This window comes from Ferruginibacter profundus, assembly GCF_054783275.1.
On sequence record NZ_BAAGQW010000001.1, the window covers coordinates 956,396 to 974,648 of the forward strand.

An 18,253-nucleotide genomic window follows, 5' to 3' on the forward strand; every position below is an offset into this window, starting at 1 on the left:
TTTTCCATATCAGCTTTGCTATATGAAATACATGCAAGCGTTTTTATTTATTATTCTTTTTTCCGTTTCTGCAACTGCACAAATAATAGTTAGTGTACATGATTGGGATACTTACAAAGTGCTGTTGAATGGTAAGATACAACGGGTAAGGCTGATGAATCCAGATGCACCAGCGTTGGACCAGTATTTTGGCAAAGTTGTTCGTGATAGTGTGGCTGCTTTGATAGCATTGCCCCTAAAAATGCCGTGTAAGCTCTGGGAGAGAAAAATTATCACTACCCCAAATCTAAAAGGAAAGTGTTTGTAAATATTTTTCTTTATTGATCATTAAAGTGTTTTCTTCAGTTTTACTGTTATTTTCTCTCCTTCCCTATTAATGGTCACCATCTTTTTTAAAGCAGCTGTAGCACTTGTTTTGTATCTGTTTACCTGGGTATTAGCAGTAGTTCCCTGAAACAAACCATTAATGTAAGTGTCTGTATATCCTACCACTTCCGTTCGTGAAGCAGTATGGGTATAGCCGAATTCAGTGAACAAATAATACTCCCCTGGCATAAGGTTCGTAAATTCAAAGTTCCCATCATTATTATAAACTGAAGTTACTTTTATGCACCCGGCAGCTTCTTTTGAAAGCGGCACGGCTTGTCCTTTTTTACGGAGTTTTTCATTCAATGCTATCCATTCTTTAAAATAATCCGTATAAGGAATAAGCACTACAGTTGTTCCCTGCTGTGCATATTGTTTTTTGTTTACATTAAGTATGGCTATTCCTCCTTTGGTAGTGTTTTCATTATCCCGGGCATAAATCTGGCCGCTGATAGTGGCTGAGCCGGCACTAACCATTTTATACGTTTGTTCTTTATCAAAAGTTGCAACGAAAGGGTTATAATCAATTTCTTTATCAACCAGTAAGTATTGTTTGCCGTTAGCTGCCAGTATTTCCACTTTCCAGAGCTTCCTGTTTTCTTTATCAATATAATATTCATACTTAAGGTTTGTTCCTTCTTCAAATACGCTAACCTGCCATACTTCATGTTCACCCGTAATATCACTTTTATGCATACCGCTTTTTACTTCGGTAATCCGGGTATTTGAAATATGGCTATTAGCATCGGGTTTGTATTCATATACCGGTAAAATCGCTTTGAACCCCGAGGTAAGAGGAAGAGCACCAAGCAGGTACGGATAAATAAAACTGTCGAAAAAGCCCCCATTGTTATTATCCTTCACCTGCCTGCCCATATTGGAACGCTTATCGTAATAATAGCCTTCTATTTTATTTCCATACACAATGTGATATTGCTTATCAGAATTGTTGGAAGACCGGTAAACAGGCTTTAATGTGGTTATATCTGCTATGCTTGTATCTGCCCAAATTGAATTTCCTGCAGGAGAGCTTATCCTTGTAAGTACAGCTATGGTTTTTTCATTTGTTTTGATCTCTACATCAAAGGAGCTTATTTCTACAGTCTGACGGCCTGAAACAGCAAAGTATGCCATCTCAAAATGTGTGCTTTTTATAAAATTTTTATTAATAGCATTAGCTCCCGGAATAATCAGGGATTGTGCGTTTGTATGCAGGGATACAAATATGAAAAACATGATACGAATCGTTCGCATAGTGTAATATTTATCAGTTAAAATTTAAAGTTTATCCCTGCTTGCCCATAAAAAGGAAGCAAAGGCAGTGACTTGAAATCCTGCTGCAAAAGCTTTCCGGCTTTGAGCGTAAAATCCAGTTTTTTAATCGAATAATTACCCTGCAATCCATAATAAAAATTGCCTCCGGTTGCAGGTTCGTACCAGCCATCCTCAACATTATCATAGATATTTTTTTTGTACCAATCGCTGTGTTTAAAATGTGTTACAATGGCTTTATCAAAACCTGCTTCAGCTCCCAAAAACCAATTTTTGCGATAATAGCCCACCGTTCCGGCAAAATCACTTCCAAAATTGAAAAGTGTAACGGACTGATTGTGATAACGTCTTGATACGCCTTGCAGCCTTGCCGAAAATTGAAAATGATTGAATGAAGTAATTCTTACTTGTGCACCTAACTTCAACTTAAAATCATCTGCTAATTCGTTGCCTAACGGCATAGAAAATTCGCAACCAAGCCATAACGGATTTTTTTTTGCAGATACTAATCGATGATAACCTATACCGGCGGTTACTCCATATTCCGCTCCTGCATGCACATGTAGCAGATGCTTATTTTGTTTTGAAGTATTTCCCCAGTTTATAACCTGTGCAAATATTTTATTTTGTAAGAGTGAAAAAATGGCAATTATAAATATTGATTTAATGATAAGCCTTTTCATTGTTGTTATAATGATTGTATGTATGAAATAACTTTGGGCTCCATAGTCGTTGACCAGAAATTCACCTGGTCAAACATTCCAGAATGGCCAACCCCCTGTGCTTTAAAAATTTCTTTCTTAAAATATGCGGATGAAATTTTTGTAGCCCAACTATCAGGATATGCTTTGTTATTGCTACTATAGATGAACAATACTTTTTTTGAAAACAAGTTAATGCCTGCTGAAAAATCAGGTTTAGTATCTTGCCCCAATTCATAAGATGCTGCATTAACAACGACTCCAGTTCGGGAGGCTACATAAGATGGTGCATTATTACCTAAGTCAGCACCTGCATCACCTACTATTGTATTTACAGAACCAAGCAAACCCGCTTTATAATCTAAAATTTCGTGCTGGTCCTCTTTGCCACTCATAAACTGGTCCATATAAGTAGCATCATTTAACATTTCACTCCAGAACTTGAAAGACCTGGATTCAGCAACGTAGTCAACCACGTCATCCCATTTTAATCCACCAGGCTCGGCGACAATTAAGCCATTTATCTCGTTTGGATATTTGCCAGTGTAGCCAGTAGCCAACATGGCTCCCCACGACTGTCCTAATAGAATAACCTTTTGCGAAGCAGAAGTTTTATAATGAGCGATTACTCCTTTTAATTCATCATAAAAAATTTTATTAATAGCATCACTGCCTTGTGACTTATACCAACTTTTGGGAAAACGTTGAGAAAGACCTGCACCCCGTTGGTCGTAAAAAACAACCCGATAGCCCTTTGTTGCAAGGGTTTTGCAATTAAGCATATAACGGTAGTCTCCACCCGGCCCGCCATGAATACATATAATCAATGTACTGTCTTCGGGGCCAAAAGCTTCAGCATGCAGCAAAGCACCGTTAACCGAAATCGAGGGCAGCAGGACATTCTGGTCAACCGTTTTTGGCACTAAGTTTCCAGGCGCATCAATATACCTTTCTTTACTGCAGGAAAAAGTGAATAGCGAAAAGAAGATGAGAGATAAATAAATACAGAACTTTTTTTTCATATTATGTTCTTGGTTCAGATACAAGCCAGGTTTTCTTTGTTATTGAAAAGTATATGACATTGAAGAGTTAGGGTCAGTATATACCTGGGACTTTACAAGCTCATTATTAACTAATATTTCCAGCTTTACCGTTTGAGCAGGATTCACAAAATATCCAAGCGTTACAATATTGTATTTGTTCACAGTCTTCGTGATGGTTTTCGTGAATGTTAGTGTTGGGTTGTTAACGGTAGTCTGCCCCCCGGTTTCGTTATCATAGGTTATTGATACCAGGCTATTAGTTGTTGTGCTGCTAACCCTGTAAGTGATACTCACTTGTTTCGGATAAGCATTATCATTGCCAGAGCCTGATTTTTTGCAAGAGGACGCAAGCAAAATGATGAGTCCGATAAAAAGAGGTGTTTTGATTAGTTTCATTATTAAAAGTTTTAGAGTTGTTATTTAAGTGCATAATTGATTGGACATATTAATTCTTCGGCCAGTGCCACGCCTTCCATACTATAATGAATGTAGTAATGCTTTCCAAAAAAGATAGCATTACATAAAATATTCTCCATTCACTAAAAGATGAAATCCCTACGAGCAAAGTGAACAGGGTTAGGAATACCCCAATTGAAATATTTAAAATCCTGTTCCATTTTGGCGGCATCATAAGTGAAAGAAAAATCATCAATGAAGGAAGAGTCAAACTAATTGTTGCAAAAAGCAATTTGTATGGTGTATTTAAAATGTTATTTCCATTCTGCAGTCCCGCTACTTTTCCAGGAACGTATAATTCAAAATAGTCGCCATAGATGTACAAAAACATTACGGAAACCCAAAGTGCCGAGAGCACCAGTTTGACATTGATTTTGAAATCTTCGAATTGCATTTTTTTATTTTCCATTTGCTTTTGCTTTTGAACCAAAAAATAACAGCCAGAAACATATACCTATTTCTCCTGCTGCCGGCAGCATACCCGTATATTTCCCTATCCCGATTTGGGAGTAATTTCCAAGTAAAGTATTGCCGGTAAAATTTATCAGATAACCCATGCAACCTAACATCAGTAGAACTCCTAAAAACTTCGGAATAAATCCTGACCTGTAAACCAGCAAACCAAACGGAAACAGCCAAAGGCCCCAAAATACCGTTGCAAGCAAAAGCCCGTCGTTATACTGATGGAGAGCAAACATTATTTTGCTTTGTAAATCTTCTGTTGAAATGTTTGGCAGAAAGGAATCTTTCCCTGTGAGTGTTAACACCGCATATTTATGCTGTAGATTGTTAAACGACAAAGGCACACTTAATAATGCCAGTATCACCATTGCCCTTGCATACACCTCATTAACTGTTTTAAAAAGCCTGTATAAAACAAGTGGCAAAAAAGTAAACGCCACATAGCAAAGTACGCTGCTGTAAATACCTATCCTGAATAGCAAAGTAGAAGTACGAATATTATCAAATGTTACCGTACTGTTATTCCAGTCAATAAGTTTTTTGGGGACATAGGCCAGGCTAAACATTCCTGTAACTATTACAAGCAGGTAAATAAAACCAGCGACCCTGGCTGTATTTTTATTTGTATTCATATTTTAATTTTTGAAGAAACTGAGTAGTCTTTAACTATTTCGCCAAAATATTTGTATTGCGTCATTTCGCTTAATTATGGGCTTCTTCTAATAAAATATTCCAAATGCTATCCTTGAATTTTTCAGTGAACAATGAAAAATGCCCGATTTTTAAAACATTAAAAACTTCAGGAAAAAAATGCAGGCTTTTAATGTTTGCATTCGCAAATTTTGCAGTCAGCCATTCAACGGATTTTTTTGGAGCCAAAAAATCATCATCAATACTTATAGAAGTGAGCTTGCATTTTATTCTGTCAAAGTATAGCTTGTTGTATGAAAAGCCGGCAAATAAATAATCGCTGCTCCTGCACCATGTTGCCCATTCAAGGGCAACATTTTTTGGCAGGCTTTCCATTCTGCTGATTTTTTTAGAAGGTAAATACCCGAATGCTTTTGTTAATGCAGGAACCAGCAAATACCAATTGGCCCACATCTTTATTTTACTAACCCCTTTCCAAAATTTCCAATAACCAGATTGGGCAGCTATAAGAATAATTTTGTCTGCCAAAACTGATGATGGTGCTAAACCGATTAGTTGACCACCAATGCTGTGACCTAAGAGAATTATTTTATGACGAGGAAAAGTTTCAATGGTATATTTAATTACAGCTTCTAAATCGCTGCTTCCCCAATTTAACAAGCTGCTATTTACTTTTTTGATATGCCCATGCAAGGATTTGCCAACTCCTGAATAGTCAAATGTAATTACCGAAATTCCGTTAGACTGGAAATATTGGGCCAGCTTTTGATAAAATGATTGAAGCACTCCCGCGGCTGATGCAATAATTACTGTTTTACCCGGGATGATACTGCTATATGAGATGCACCTAATAGCTTGCTGTTTGTTTATATTGATTTGAAATAATTGCATGGGCGAATAGTAATTCCCATGCAAGATTCGATAAATAATTATCCCTGAAAGAGCCGTGTCAATGAAAAGCAGTTCTTTGTAAACAGAACGCTAAATTGCCGCAATGAGATAATTTTTGAGACCAGGCGGTTTTCTTGCATGCTTGATTCATTTCAAATTTTATGTTGTTTGTTGACAGTAATGACCTTTTTATAGACTTTATAAGCCAATAAGCAAGTTTTAGGTATTTTTATTAAACAAAAGGAGGAATGAAAAAAATAATTGATAGCAAACTAATTAAGTTTTATTTATACACAGGCTTGGGATATTTGTTGTTGTATTCTTTTGGTGAATTTTTTGGATACGAGAAAGAAACACTTTTTCGCAGATTTATCAATAGCATTTTCCTGGTTAGCTATCTTACTGTAGTTAACTACATTTTATTTGAGAAAGTTTTACGCTTATTCAGCTGGCCATGCAAAAATAATCAAAGGGCTTTTCTCTACCTGCTTATAGTTATTCTATTTTACACATTTGGATTGGCTAGTTGGCGACAACTATGGATACAATTAGATGTTTATACAAATTATGCGACCAACCTCTCATTCTTGAAAGGTGTAGCTGTTCATTCTCAATTTGCTGTTCTCTATGTCATTTTTTTTGCAATAGTCCGGAGCGTATATAATAACATGAGACTTAGAGAGAAATACAATCAATTAAGAATAGAAAAAAAAGAAGCCGAGCTGAATTATTTAAAAGCCCAAACAAATCCACATTTCCTATTTAACACCCTCAATAATATTTACTCCTTAGCAAGGGATAAAAACGATCTGGCTCCTGAATCAATTTTAAGGCTATCAAAAATATTGCGTTTTATGTTGTATGAAACCAGTGGTGAATCTATTGTAATAGATGATGAACTGAAAATAATTACAGATTACATAGCCCTTGAAAAACTCCGTTACGATGATTCGTTGTTTGTTACACTGCATACTGATATTGAGAATTCAAAACAACATTTACCGCCTTTATTGCTTATTCCGTTAGTAGAGAATGCCTTTAAGCACGGGGTTTCAGAAACAAGAAACAATCCATTTGTAGATATTAATCTTATAGTGAAGCAACAGAAATTGTTGTTTATTGTAAAAAACTCAATAGAAGAACCTACCACCGCACAGGAAGTGAAAGAAAATATCGGGCTTTCTAATCTCCGTAGACAGTTAGCACTTCTCTATAAAGATTATGAATTGTCTGTAGGGCAAGAGAATGCTGTTTTTACATCAACTTTAAGAATCAATTTAACAAGTAATGCCTAAAATAAAATGCATAATAATAGAAGATGAGCCACTTGCCGTTAAAGTATTGGCGGACTATGTTGCACAAGTGCCTTTTTTGCAATTAGAGGGCTGCTTTAAGGATGCCATACTTGCAACAGAATGGCTACGAACAAATGAAATTCAATTAATGTTTTTAGATATTCATTTACCAAAATTGAAGGGGATGGCCTTTTTAAAAACACTTACAAAACAGCCTGCCGTTATCATTACCACCGCTTATCACCAATATGCTGTAGAGGGGTTTGACCTTAATGTAACAGATTACCTGCTTAAGCCTATTGAATTTGAGCGTTTCTTAATTGCTGTAAATAAAGTAAGAGTTACTAATGACAATAATCAGCAAATGACTGAAGCAGATGAATTAAAAGACTATTTGTTTCTTACTGTACAAAAGAAAAAGGTGAAAATATTATTTTCTGAAATTTACTATATAGAAAGTCAACGGGAATACATAAAAGTAGTTACTGAAAAAAAGGAATTTATATCCCGAATGAGTACACATGAAATAGAAGACCTTTTGCCTGGGCATATTTTTAAACGCATCCACCGCTCATTTATCATTTCAATTAATAAGCTGGAATCCTACACTGCAGAATCAGTTGAAGTGAATGGCATATCTATTCCTATTGGGAGGGGATATAGGGACGTTATTGAAAATCTCTAAGGTTATTGATATTTTGATTTACGCGTACCAATTGAAAGTATAAGTAAAAATGCCGGGGTATAAAAATTTGAGAACTGCTCAACACTATGCCAAAATTTTGGATAGAAAAGTGAGTGATGATATGAAGGTCTTGAGAACAAAAATACTATTTAAAGAAAGCAAGAATACACAAAAAATGCTTGCAAACGCCATTAGTTAATGTTACAGTTATTGCATTTGCCAACTCTCCTCAAATAAAATTCGTATTCTGTTATAAAGGCATAGTCTATTCTGCGGGTGTCAATATCCGAAATATTGAATTTCCATTTTAAAAAGTCAACAGTGTGCTTCAATGAAGTTTTGTAACGCTCTAATGTACCTGGTCAAATTCATCGCCAATCAAAGCTTCCACCTGGTTATTATGTTCCTGAAAAATTTTTACAAGGGAACACTTCTTATCTTCAACTCCTAAAAGCTTATTCCTCATATACGCTGCCGTAACCGGTAATCCTTCGTGCAATATTTCTTTTTGATAGTCATATACTTTTCCATCAAGAATATCAAGGTAGCTATTAATTGAATGGGCTTTATCGGAGTTACCCCTCATTTTGCCTTGTTCTGTATTCCAACGGCTTGCTTCTACTTACCTTTTAGTGCAGATTTCTATGGGTTCGCCATCAATAGTAACCCGTAAATAGATAGGGATAAGCCCACCAGTTACGGCTTTTGCTCTTTTGGCATAAAAGAGAATGGATAGTTTGTTGTTCATTCGTGGTAACCTTTTAATCGTTATTGAAATTAGTTTCAACTGCCGCTTAAAACAAGATGTTCAATTATTAAACACCTTGCTGGTATTGTGTTTCCGAGAAATCCGGTTACCCAAACCATGGGTATTTCCGGGTAACCGAATCTGTCCCCTAAGTGTTACATTTCGTGAATGAACTGGATAGTAGTAAAAACAAAAACGCCTGTGAATCATACGATTTACAGGCGTTTAAATTGATTTGTATTGCTAATGGCGGAGAGTTAGGGATTCGAACCCCAGGACCTGTTACAGTCAACAGTTTTCAAGACTGCCGCAATCGACCGCTCTGCCAACTCTCCGCTGCAAAAGTACGTTTTGAAATAGTTCAAACCAAAAATTTTACTCAACTATTTGTGTTTGTTCTTTGTCTTTTACCACCACAAGGTCTTTTAAGTCAACAGTGATGGGCATTACACCCACCTGGAGGATCGCTTTTTTTCCTTTAATTTCTTTTACAATTCCTACCTGGCGGTTCTGTTTCATCTTCACTTTTGCTCCAATCACAATATCTCCGCCAATTTCTTCAAACTTTTCGTTCAGTTTTTTCTGTTGTTTCTCTACCGTAAATTTTTCTTTCTGATTAAATAATAAAGCACTGATCATCTGCACCACTTTGTTTTTATCTTCCGCCTTCCGCCATTCTATGATCATCGATTTAAGGCGGCGTTCCATATCTTTTAAATAGGCCAGCTTATCTTCTGATACCTTATTCTGCAATTTCAACTTTTCTACTTCCTGCACATGCTTTTCCTTGTTGAGTACCTGGTTCATTTCTTTTTTCAGGCGCTCATTTTCTTTCAGCAGTTTTTGCAGTTCTATTTTTTCTTTATCAATCTTTTGCAGGTCCTGTTCGGTACGGTTCAGTAATTTATCTAATGTAAAATGATCCTCATCTACCAATGTCCTTGCTTTTTCTATCAATCGTTTTTCCAGCCCGATTCTTTCTGCAATAGAAAAAGTATAGGAACTACCCGGCTTACCCACAATCAATTTGTACATGGGCAATAAATTCCTTTCGTCAAACTGCATGGCGCCATTAATAATGCCGGGCACTTTGTTGGCCATTACTTTTAAATTAAGGTAATGCGTAGTTACAATACCAAAACTATGTTTGTGCGCCAGTTCCTCCATGATCACTTCGGCAAAGGCACCACCAAGATTAGGGTCGCTGCCACTTCCCAATTCATCAATAAAGAATAATGTTTTACCATTGGCATTTTCCATAAAATGCTTCATGTTTTTTAAGTGAGAAGAATAGGTACTCAACTCAAATTCCAGACTCTGCGTATCACCAATGTGTATCATCAGTTGTTTAAAAATACCCATTTCACTATCCGGGTGCACAGGAACCAATAAACCGCTTTGCATCATCAGTTGCAACAAACCAACAGTTTTTAAGGTAACGGTTTTACCGCCGGCATTAGGCCCGCTGATGACCAGGATTCTCTGCTTATCATTTAGTGTAAGGTTAACTGGTATAGTAGGCTTATTATTTTTTGTATTGTATAAAAAAAGTAAAGGATGATAGGCATTCATCAATTGTACATGCGCCTTATCACTTACCATCGGGTAATTGCCATTGTACTCTGCAGCAAATTTTGCTTTGGCCCTTATAAAATCATACTCTCCTGCCACATCATGGTAGGTTTTTAACAATGGCGCATACACACTCAGCTTTTGTGTAAGGGTGCGTAATATGCGGTACACTTCCCTGCTCTCATCATGCTCTAAAGAAAAGATTTCGTTGTTGAGTTCTGTGGTTTCTTCCGGTTCAATAAAAGTGGTTTTGCGGCTATCGCTTTCACCATGCAGTACGCCTTTTATCATACGTTTCTGTTCGGCAAAAACGGCCAGCACCCTTCTGCCGTTCATAAAACTTTCTTCAATATCTGCCAGGTAACCTTGTTTGTTTAACTTACTTACTATTTTATCAAAAAGCCGGCGTAACTCATTCCGCTTCTTGTACAGGTTCATTCGTATCCTGTCCAGGTCTTCGCTTGCGGTATCCTTTACGTAGCCGGTTTCATCCAGTATCTCGTCAATTAACTCAATGATGGTTCTTTCGTAGTAGGTATTTTCAATTACCCTGGATAATGCCTGGTAGGCTATCCTTTTTTCATTATCAAACCAGCGAAAGATATTAGCGGTATTTTCTGCCAGTTTTTTAATATGCAAAAAATGTTCGCCGGTTAATACAGCACCGGGAATACCCAGCAACTTTAATTCTTTCTGCAGGTTGAGTACAAAATCATTGGGAAAGTACAAGCCGGTCTGCAAAATACCTTTATACTCATTGCTCTGCTGCAATTCGGTTTGTATAAATTCTTTTTTGGTATGGATACGAAGCGTATTGGCTTTTGCTTTGGCATATTCTGTGCGGCAATGCAATGCCAGGTAGGTTTTTACCTTCTCAAATTCTAACTGCACCAAGGCGGATTCCGGAAAAAATTTCATTTGCTGCTACTGTTAAATTCAGTTTTGTAAGCAGCAAAGGTACAAAATCGGTGGCGTGTTTATTAAAGGTGGCCAACCCTGTGGCTGTAATTTTTCTTTTAATAGTATTTGCAAGGGTTGATAACCTTTTTTACCGTTCCTTCAGCAGTTTATTAGCCACAGCGCAATCCAGGCATCTTTTTTTATTGCAATAATCATTTTTTAACCGCAGTAAAGCCTGCGAATCAAAAGCATTTACATTTTCTATACCCAGCGCAGCAAAACCTTTGGTGATGGCATTTTTTTCAGCGGCAATTTCTGTTAGCCATTGCAAGGCTTTTTCTTTATAGCTGTTTTCCTTGTGGTATAATCCCCAGGCAAATAAAACCGGTACCACGGTATTGATAAGTATATTACCGGTCATTTGTGCGCCAAGGTTCTTCTTTTTAAAAGCCGAGATTTCGTCCGGCACATAATGATAATGCCAGTAATCATTGGCAGTAATATCCAGCAATGCTTTTACCTCTTTAACGGTCTGACTTTCTTTAATGGAAGAAAATAAATGCAGGCTGGAATGTACCAGCATAGCAAGTTGCGCCAGCCGCACCGTAGGGAAATTGGCCGGCCGCATACGCAGAAAATAAAGCGGTGCTTCTGCTTTTTGTAATTGGTATTTATTTTTAAGGAACCGGTATTCTTTCTGCAATAATTGAGGATAGGCTTCGGTAAAATCTTGCTCCAGTAAACCTGCCTGTCCTAACAATAAAGCTTCCAGCTGATGGATCTGGTTTTTATGTTTGGCTAAAATAGTAATGGAAATGGATTGTGCGATTTTTTCAAAAGCATCGCTGTTAACTTTTGCACCAAAGTTTTTAGCCAGCAGCCACCAGAAAGTTTCTTCCCAATGGTTATTATTTTTTTTAAGGTGGTCAAAGATAAGGAGTGATTTATTTTGCAATCGCTCCACCAATAACCTTTCCTTCCAGGATAGCCAGCCTAATGTATTTACCTGGTGAATCATTTTTTCGCAGGCAATAAAACTGTTGGCATTCATCAGTTCATTATATTTCGCCAATAATAATTTAGATACTTTGTCTTCTAAAACCAGTGTAGAGAATGGTAATTGCAGGTCGGTATCATGCTGCCACACCACATGCAGTATCACGTTTTTATAATTAGCATCACCGGTATGTTTATGATTTTTCCAGTCGGAGGAATTGATGTGCAGTTCGATACTTCCGGCCCAAAGGGTATTGCCGGTCTTTATTTTGGCATCAATAAAATCGGGCCCCTGGTTGGTATTGTAAGTACCGGGATGAATGATCTGTAACGGTTCTTCTTCGATGGTAAGCAGTTCGCTTTTATTGAAATACTGGAACTGCCAGATGTATTGCAACAACCTTTCTGTCATAACATAGTTAATTTATGGGTTAACCAGTTTAATCAAACAGATAAGGCGCTAAAGACAATTTAAATTACACTAATTATACTAATTAACCAATTAACCACCCAACAAACCAACAGCCTGCACTACCCTGCTTACCGGAAGCCCCATAACATTGTAGAAATCGCCGGTAATAGATCTGATGCCCACCACACCGATCCATTCCTGTATTGCATAGGCACCGGCTTTATCATAAGGTTTGTATTTATCTACGTAAAATTCAATTTGTGTTTTAGTAAGGGGGTGAAATTCCACATCGGTAACATCTGCAAAACTGATCTCTTCTGCACCATTTAAAATCACCACGCCGGTAATTACTTTGTGGTGATTGCCTGCAAGGCGGGATAAAATACTGATCGCATCCTCCCTGTCTTTGGGTTTGCCGATGATCTCGTTTTGCAACACCACAATGGTATCGGCTGCAAGAATGGGAATGGTGATATTGCCGGCCTGCTGAATAGCCAGCGCTTTATTTTTGGCTATGTGTACTGCAATAGCTTCGGGAGATAAATCACCAGGATAAGATTCATCGGTATCAGCAACTATAATATCAAAAGGTATTTCGGCCCATTCAAGTAACTGTTTGCGCCTTGGCGATTGTGAGGCCAGTATAATTTTATTCATGGTAAGATCAGGAGTAAATTTTAAAAAAGATCATAGACAGAATTCCGGCAAGCATTACCAGTTTAACTGCCGTGCTCAGCTGATGATAATCTTTTGCAACCTGTGCGGTATATAATTTTCGTAGTATCCATAACAAAGGAATGATAATGGTTATTACCGAATAGATCACACTCCACCACCAATGTAAATGCAGGGCGTAAAATTGTAAAATGATCACCGCACCTGCTAAAACGATCAGCCAAACTGCCGTAAAAACTTTTGATGCAGGAATACCCCAAACAATCGGCATGGTTTTACAACCGTATTTTTCATCCCCTTCCATATCTTCCATATCCTTTATCACTTCCCTTACCAGCGAAATGATAAAGGCAAAACCAGCGTATACAAAAGCCAATTTGATAAACCTGTTTATATAGCTGTACAAATTTGCATAATCGCCAAACTGGTGATAATACCTGTTAAAATAATAACACAAAAAAACTATTATTATCACCCAGGCGGTAAGCAGTGAAATGAGCACATTGCCTACCAGGAATTTCTTTTTCAGCGAAGCTGAATAACCAAATAAAAGAAGTACACACAAAAGATTGGCAAACCCCACCCAAAGCGTACGCTCCCTTAAATCTATATACACACTTAACAAAACGCCGGTAACCGATAACAGGATGTGCCATACAATAGCCCACCTTCTTTTGATGATTTTTTCTACAACTAATTTTTCGGGTTTATTTACCCGGTCGATATTCAGATCAAAATAATCATTTATGATATAGCCTGCGGCCGCAATTAAAACAGAAGATAAAATAAGACAAACCAGGCTTCTGTTATCAAAAAAGAAAACACCACCGATCCTGTTAAATGGGAGTATAATGCAATAAAAAAATAAACACTGCGTAACCACAATAAACACCAGGTTGGGCCATCGGATAAGGCGGAAGAATGCAGCTACTAATTTCATTAATTGATTTGTGTGCCGAAGTTAGTAATAGAAAACTTAAAAGTAAAATAGATTAGTAAATGCTCAGGTAGAGGTAAGCGATGTATCGACATCCCAATGACCATTCAGCTTCAGTACTTTTTCAATAACATCCCTGCCGCAGCCATAGCCGCCTTTGTAAGGAGAAATGTATTTGCAGATCTGTTTTATTTCGGGTACCGCATCTACAGGGCAACAAGGCAGCGCCGTTAATTTCATGGCCATATAATCCGGGATATCATCACCCATGTACAGCATTTCACTTAAATCAAGGTTTTGCTCAGCTGCGTAGGCTTTTAATTTTTCTTCTTTATTGTGCACACTTAAGAACACTTCCTTCACCCCTAACTTCACCAGTCTTTGCTTTACAGCTTCGGAATTACCGCCGGTAATGATCACTACATGATAGCCTTTTTTAATTGCCAGTTGCAAAGCATAGCCATCCTTGCTGTTCATGCTGCGGATCAGTTCGCCATCCGGCATCACAATCATGGTATCAATAGCCAGTACGCCATCGATATCAAAAACAAAAGTCTTTATATTTTTAAAGAGGCCGAGCATAGCGGGAAATTTATGATGTATGATTTATGATTTTGGATTGTAACGCACGGATTCAATTATAAATCCGCAATCATAAGTCTAAAATCTAAAATCATTTCTGGTTGTCCCTCCACTCATACACCCAGGTGCTTTGTATCATTTCAAGATGGCCCTCGTTACTTTCTTCGGCCTTGCCGGTAAAGTTGGGGATCTCTAAAACCCATTTTAACAGGTCGGTAAAACGGATACGGTAAATTTTGCTTTCGTTAAAATCATCACCAAAACGTTCGTACAGCTTCATGGCAATATCCTCGTAATCGTTCCAGTGTATGGGTAGTTCAAAACTCATGATGGTTATTTAGTTAATTAGTTAATCGGTTTAGGAGTTTAGGGTTTAGCAGGCAGTTCTTCTAAACTTCCTAAACCGCCAAACTATTTTTATTCTCCTAAAAATTGTGTTTGATCGGGTAAAGTTACCACCAGTTCGCCATCGCCTTCCAGCAACACACATTGGCAGCTCAGCCTGGAGTTTAACCTGGGATTAATGGCCCGGTCGATAAAATCTTCTTCTTTATCGCTCAGTTCTTCCACCAGGTCTTCCCCTTTTTCCAGGTACAAATGACAGGTGCTGCAGGCGCAAACCCCGCCACAGTTATGGTGTAAGTCAATGTCGTTTTTTAAGGCTACTTCTAATATCGATTGGTCAGGTTCTATATTATTAAGTGTGATCGGCTCCAGCCCCTTCTGCTCAAATTTAAATGTTATCGTGTACATACTGCAAATTTCGGATTGCAAACCTACTTTAAATTACCAATAAAGGAAAATATTACGAAAACATATTGTAAACTTGTTTGTAAACTCAAAAAGGTTTCACTAATTTCCGCACTTATTTAAATATTTTCGAAAATGAAATATACCCTCATTGCAACAACCACACTCTTATTTTTAGCTTCCTGCAGCAACAACGATAAAAATGCCGGAAAAAATGCAGCAGATACTGTAAAGCCGGTAAGAACGAATGCCGTGCCTGCCGAAAAAAAGAAAGACGGGCCGGTGGCCGAAAAACCCGGCATCATCAATATACTGGATACCGTTGCTCCTAAAAGAATGGTGTTGTATATGAAGGACAGTGCAAAAACCTTCGACCGTATCAGTTTAAAACTGGGTACTATCTACGGCGTAAAACTGGCCGAAGTACTTAAAAAGAACGGCCTTAAAATGGCCGGCGCCCCCATGGCCTGGTACAAAACCCAGAAAGCACCCTACTTTTTTGAAGCCGGTGTTGCCATAACTAAAAGACCGGCTAAGCTTCCTGCCGGCGTTTTTGTAAGAGAAATGGGTGCAGACAGTGTGGTGATGGCACATTTTTATGGCCCCTATTCTTTGTTAAGCCAGGGCTACGATGCCATTAAAGAAAAAATGAAAGATGAAAAGAAAGCGATCGGCGGAACACCCTACGAAATTTATGTGGGAGACCCCGTGGATGCAAAGGGAAAACCCATCGATCCGTATAAAGTGAGGACGGATATTGTGTTTCCCAGACACTAGAGTTTAATGGATAATGAAATAATTATCCATTATCCTAGGGGTTCATGATACTATCTGTCAGCTTCAAATAAATATATTTCAGCTTAGGGTGCGTTGCCAGTATGCGCAGGTGCTTATCCAATGTAAACACATCGTTGCGTATGGCAGGGCCAGTTTGCAGGTTTTTGGGCGATATATCAGTAATACGTTGTGCTGTGGATTGTATCAGTGGCAGTAACAATTTAAAATCAAGGTTTTCTTTGGTACAAAATTCTTCGGCCATGGCATACAGGTGATTGGTAAAATTATTTACCACTACGCCTGCCACATGCAGCTTCAAACGTTCTTCATCGGTGGTACGTTTTACAATGGGCGACAGTGTTTTTGCAAAATCTTCAATCAGTACCGTAGCTTCTTCTGTGTTACCATCTACCAACAATGGTATTTCGGGTATGCCTGTCATTTCTTTGCGCAGGCTTTGAAAGGGATAGAGTATGCCATAGTTATGCGATATTTCCTGCAATACATCTTTAGATACCGACCCTGCAGTATGTACAATTAATTTATTGCCGAGTTTAAAAGATTTATTCAGGTCGAACAATACGCCGTCGGTAATGGCAACCATATAAATGTCGGCCGTCATATCGGTAATACCATCATAATTGGTATAACTGCTTCCTAATTCATCAGCCAGTATTTTTGCATGCTCCTTGTGCCTGCTCATCACCTGTATTACCTGGTGGTTATTTTTTTTACATAGGCGCCCCAGCACAGTTGCCACATTGCCCGAACCTATAATTACAATACGCATATAGCCATTTTGTTTATTTATGGATAACGACAAATAAAACTATTTAATTGCTTAAAAAAACGAGTAGAAATACTTAATCTCAATGCTTTGGCAATTGCTTAACGTTATCTTTGATGTTATGAAAATAACACAAAAACTAGGAATCGCTTATATACAAACGAAATTTAAACTCCTTAGTATTGTGTCTAAAAGACAAGCGGCAGAAAAAGCATTTGAATTATTTGGCACCCCTTTTTTAAAATCCAAAAGAAAGGTACCACCGAAGCAGGCCGAGCCATTACAGTTTACAATTGATGGCCGCAATATAAAGGGGCACCGCTGGAATCATCCCCAAACAAAAAAAGCATTGTTATTACATGGCTTTGGATCGGCAGCGTATAAATTTGAAAGTTATGTGGCTCCATTGGCAGCAAAAGGTTATGAAGTACTGGCCTTTGATGCGCCTGCACATGGCGACAGCGATGGCAAGACCACCAATGCCATTGAATACAGTGCCATGATTAAAAAAGTAATTGCATTATATGGCCCCATCCATTGTTTTATCGGCCACTCCTTTGGCGGCATTTCCTTAAGCCTTGCCTTGGAAGAAGTGCCGCATGATGCCGCTTGCAAGATTGTATTTATTGCACCGGCAACAGAAACCACTTCGGCAGTGGATGGCGCTTTTGCCATGCTTAAAATAAAGGATGCCGCTGTACGAAAAGAATTTGACAGGATCATTTTTGAAAAGAGCGGTAAAGAAACCGCCTGGTTTTCTATACGCCGTGCGGTACATAATATACAGGCACAAATATTATGGATACATGACGAAGATGATGATATCACCCCATTGCGTGATGCCTTAAAAGTAAAAGACGACAATCACACCAATATAAATTTTATGATCACCAAAGGACTTGGCCACCGCAAAATTTACCACGATAAAGCAGTGAAAAAAGCCATCGAAAACTTTGTATAAAACCGGTCCATTGATTTTCTGTTTTGGATAAAAAATTTTGATTTTTCAATTTTAAACTAATATTGCAGTTGGAATTACCACCGTTGGCGGTTGAAAACGGGGAACACGGATGATCATGATTTTTAGGATTTGCACTGGTAAAATAGCCGCCGCTGGCGGATAAAACGGGAACGCAGATGGTCATGATAATTATGATTTGCACAGATAAAATCATAACAGATCATCACCATCATAATAATCTGTGTTCAAAAAAATAACCGCCGCAGGCGGTATAAAACGGGGACGCAGATGGTCATGATAATTATGATTTGCGCAGGTAAAATCATAACAGATC

The 18,253-nt window shown here is 38.0% G+C and carries 23 protein-coding genes and 1 tRNA gene; 5 read left to right on the forward strand and 19 right to left on the reverse strand.

Annotated features, from left to right (window positions below):
- Nucleotides 1–31 precede the first annotated feature (31 nt).
- Entirely contained in the window at nucleotides 32–307 is a 276-nt protein-coding gene (locus ACYVM0_RS03935) for a hypothetical protein (RefSeq protein WP_460552777.1), read from the forward strand.
- Between the two features lie 20 nt (nucleotides 308–327).
- On the opposite strand, the gene ACYVM0_RS03940 is transcribed toward ACYVM0_RS03935, so the two are convergent.
- The 7 genes from ACYVM0_RS03940 to ACYVM0_RS03970 form a co-directional block, all read right to left on the reverse strand.
- Nucleotides 328–1,620, reverse strand: a complete 1,293-nt coding sequence (locus ACYVM0_RS03940) for a DUF3108 domain-containing protein (RefSeq protein WP_460552779.1) — start codon at nucleotides 1,618–1,620, stop codon at nucleotides 328–330.
- A 17-nt stretch (nucleotides 1,621–1,637) separates the two neighbouring features.
- Complete coding sequence (locus ACYVM0_RS03945; protein ID WP_460552782.1) at nucleotides 1,638–2,321, reverse strand: hypothetical protein; 684 nt, start codon at nucleotides 2,319–2,321, stop codon at nucleotides 1,638–1,640.
- Between the two features lie 5 nt (nucleotides 2,322–2,326).
- Nucleotides 2,327–3,361, reverse strand: coding sequence for an alpha/beta fold hydrolase (locus ACYVM0_RS03950; protein WP_460552785.1), 1,035 nt, complete (start codon nucleotides 3,359–3,361; stop codon nucleotides 2,327–2,329).
- A 39-nt stretch (nucleotides 3,362–3,400) separates the two neighbouring features.
- A complete protein-coding gene (locus ACYVM0_RS03955; RefSeq protein WP_460552788.1) occupies nucleotides 3,401–3,778 on the reverse strand; it encodes a hypothetical protein in 378 nt (125 codons plus the stop codon).
- A gap of 49 nt (nucleotides 3,779–3,827) precedes the next feature.
- Complete coding sequence (locus tag ACYVM0_RS03960; protein WP_460552791.1) at nucleotides 3,828–4,247, reverse strand: DUF6326 family protein; 420 nt, start codon at nucleotides 4,245–4,247, stop codon at nucleotides 3,828–3,830.
- Nucleotides 4,237–4,932: a DUF4386 domain-containing protein gene (locus ACYVM0_RS03965; RefSeq protein WP_460552794.1), complete on the reverse strand. Its 696-nt coding sequence runs from the start codon at nucleotides 4,930–4,932 to the stop codon at nucleotides 4,237–4,239. The genes ACYVM0_RS03960 and ACYVM0_RS03965 overlap by 11 nt, the downstream gene beginning before the upstream one ends.
- A 70-nt stretch (nucleotides 4,933–5,002) precedes the next feature.
- On the reverse strand, nucleotides 5,003–5,842 hold the full coding sequence (locus ACYVM0_RS03970; RefSeq protein ID WP_460552797.1) for an alpha/beta hydrolase family protein: 840 nt from the start codon (nucleotides 5,840–5,842) through the stop codon (nucleotides 5,003–5,005).
- A gap of 248 nt (nucleotides 5,843–6,090) precedes the next feature.
- Between ACYVM0_RS03970 and ACYVM0_RS03975 the strand changes: the two genes are divergently transcribed.
- Together ACYVM0_RS03975 and ACYVM0_RS03980 are read left to right on the forward strand one after the other, a co-directional pair.
- Nucleotides 6,091–7,137: a sensor histidine kinase gene (locus ACYVM0_RS03975; RefSeq protein ID WP_460552800.1), complete on the forward strand. Its 1,047-nt coding sequence runs from the start codon at nucleotides 6,091–6,093 to the stop codon at nucleotides 7,135–7,137.
- Complete coding sequence (locus tag ACYVM0_RS03980; protein WP_460552803.1) at nucleotides 7,130–7,822, forward strand: LytR/AlgR family response regulator transcription factor; 693 nt, start codon at nucleotides 7,130–7,132, stop codon at nucleotides 7,820–7,822. Before ACYVM0_RS03975 ends, ACYVM0_RS03980 begins: the two co-directional genes overlap by 8 nt.
- Nucleotides 7,823–8,013: 191 nt before the next feature.
- Here the strand turns inward: ACYVM0_RS03980 and ACYVM0_RS03985 are convergent, their stop codons facing one another.
- The 11 genes from ACYVM0_RS03985 to ACYVM0_RS04035 form a co-directional block, all read right to left on the reverse strand.
- A complete protein-coding gene (locus tag ACYVM0_RS03985) occupies nucleotides 8,014–8,154 on the reverse strand; it encodes a hypothetical protein (protein ID WP_460552806.1) in 141 nt (46 codons plus the stop codon).
- Nucleotides 8,155–8,171: 17 nt separating this feature from the next.
- On the reverse strand, nucleotides 8,172–8,408 hold the full coding sequence (locus ACYVM0_RS03990) for a hypothetical protein (RefSeq protein ID WP_460552810.1): 237 nt from the start codon (nucleotides 8,406–8,408) through the stop codon (nucleotides 8,172–8,174).
- Nucleotides 8,409–8,444: 36 nt separating this feature from the next.
- Nucleotides 8,445–8,570, reverse strand: coding sequence for a hypothetical protein (locus ACYVM0_RS03995; protein ID WP_460552813.1), 126 nt, complete (start codon nucleotides 8,568–8,570; stop codon nucleotides 8,445–8,447).
- Nucleotides 8,571–8,817: 247 nt separating this feature from the next.
- Nucleotides 8,818–8,905, reverse strand: a tRNA-Ser gene (locus tag ACYVM0_RS04000).
- 40 nt (nucleotides 8,906–8,945) lie between these two features.
- Complete coding sequence (locus ACYVM0_RS04005; protein ID WP_460552816.1) at nucleotides 8,946–11,060, reverse strand: MutS2 family protein; 2,115 nt, start codon at nucleotides 11,058–11,060, stop codon at nucleotides 8,946–8,948.
- Nucleotides 11,061–11,190: 130 nt separating this feature from the next.
- Nucleotides 11,191–12,450, reverse strand: coding sequence for a DUF2851 family protein (locus ACYVM0_RS04010; protein WP_460552818.1), 1,260 nt, complete (start codon nucleotides 12,448–12,450; stop codon nucleotides 11,191–11,193).
- Nucleotides 12,451–12,540: 90 nt separating this feature from the next.
- Nucleotides 12,541–13,107, reverse strand: coding sequence for a Maf family protein (locus ACYVM0_RS04015; RefSeq protein WP_460552821.1), 567 nt, complete (start codon nucleotides 13,105–13,107; stop codon nucleotides 12,541–12,543).
- A gap of 7 nt (nucleotides 13,108–13,114) precedes the next feature.
- Nucleotides 13,115–14,065, reverse strand: coding sequence for a geranylgeranylglycerol-phosphate geranylgeranyltransferase (locus tag ACYVM0_RS04020; protein ID WP_460552824.1), 951 nt, complete (start codon nucleotides 14,063–14,065; stop codon nucleotides 13,115–13,117).
- A gap of 63 nt (nucleotides 14,066–14,128) precedes the next feature.
- Nucleotides 14,129–14,644 (reverse strand): KdsC family phosphatase, encoded by a 516-nt coding sequence (locus ACYVM0_RS04025; RefSeq protein WP_460552827.1) that lies wholly within the window; start codon nucleotides 14,642–14,644, stop codon nucleotides 14,129–14,131.
- A gap of 91 nt (nucleotides 14,645–14,735) precedes the next feature.
- Nucleotides 14,736–14,972, reverse strand: coding sequence for a Fe-S cluster assembly protein IscX (iscX, locus tag ACYVM0_RS04030; RefSeq protein WP_430988767.1), 237 nt, complete (start codon nucleotides 14,970–14,972; stop codon nucleotides 14,736–14,738).
- An 89-nt stretch (nucleotides 14,973–15,061) separates the two neighbouring features.
- The gene (locus tag ACYVM0_RS04035; RefSeq protein ID WP_460552831.1) at nucleotides 15,062–15,397 is read right to left on the reverse strand and encodes a 2Fe-2S iron-sulfur cluster-binding family protein; all 336 of its coding nucleotides are present in this window, start codon (nucleotides 15,395–15,397) and stop codon (nucleotides 15,062–15,064) included.
- 132 nt (nucleotides 15,398–15,529) lie between these two features.
- On the opposite strand from ACYVM0_RS04035, the gene ACYVM0_RS04040 reads away from it, so the two are divergent.
- Nucleotides 15,530–16,171: a hypothetical protein gene (locus ACYVM0_RS04040; RefSeq protein ID WP_460552834.1), complete on the forward strand. Its 642-nt coding sequence runs from the start codon at nucleotides 15,530–15,532 to the stop codon at nucleotides 16,169–16,171.
- Nucleotides 16,172–16,205: 34 nt separating this feature from the next.
- Here ACYVM0_RS04040 and ACYVM0_RS04045 read toward each other — a convergent pair whose 3' ends face one another.
- Nucleotides 16,206–16,961 carry a Rossmann-like and DUF2520 domain-containing protein gene (locus tag ACYVM0_RS04045; RefSeq protein WP_460552837.1) on the reverse strand — a complete coding sequence of 252 codons (756 nt, stop codon included), beginning with the start codon at nucleotides 16,959–16,961 and terminating at the stop codon, nucleotides 16,206–16,208.
- Nucleotides 16,962–17,142: 181 nt separating this feature from the next.
- Here ACYVM0_RS04045 and ACYVM0_RS04050 point away from each other — a divergent pair, with 181 nt between their 5' ends.
- Nucleotides 17,143–17,919: an alpha/beta hydrolase gene (locus tag ACYVM0_RS04050; protein WP_460552840.1), complete on the forward strand. Its 777-nt coding sequence runs from the start codon at nucleotides 17,143–17,145 to the stop codon at nucleotides 17,917–17,919.
- Nucleotides 17,920–18,253: the final 334 nt, after the last annotated feature.